Annotated in this window: 1 protein-coding gene; it reads right to left on the minus strand. The window is 77.3% G+C overall.

What is annotated here, in order from left to right; translation table 11 throughout:
• Positions 1 to 449: DUF3483 domain-containing protein (locus SM757_RS35075; protein WP_322468880.1), on the minus strand; the 449-nt coding region annotated here is incomplete at both ends.

The raw sequence follows: 449 nt of genomic DNA on the forward strand, positions 1-449 counted from the left end.
ATAGGCCGGGCAGGCCGCCTCGCACTTGCCGCACTGCACGCAGGCGTCGAAGGACAGCAGGCGGTTCCAGGGCAGGTCCGCGGGCTTGGTGGCGCCGGGCAGGTCGCTGCCGAGCTTCACCGGCTTCAAGGCGCTGGCCTGGCGCTGCGCGGTGGGGCCGACGCCCTGCTCCTTGAAACGCTCGGGGCGCGGGTGCAGGCCCAGGTGCAGCAGCCCGGCGATGGCGTGCTTCATGGGGCCGGCCAGGCCCACGCCCAGGGCCAGCTCGGCCGCGCCGGCGCCCAGGGCCAGCACGCACAGCGCGGCCCACCAGGGAGCGATCTGGTCGTACCACAGCGCGCCCACGGCCAGCGCCGCCAGGCCGGCGGCACCGGCGCCCAGCGTCCAGGGCAGGCGGTTCCAGGGGCCGCGCGAGACGCGCGCGGCCACGGCGGGCTGGCGACGGCGTT

The sequence above is a fragment of the Azohydromonas lata genome, assembly GCF_034427735.1.
Taxonomy (GTDB): Bacteria; Pseudomonadota; Gammaproteobacteria; order Burkholderiales; family Burkholderiaceae_C; genus Azohydromonas; species Azohydromonas lata.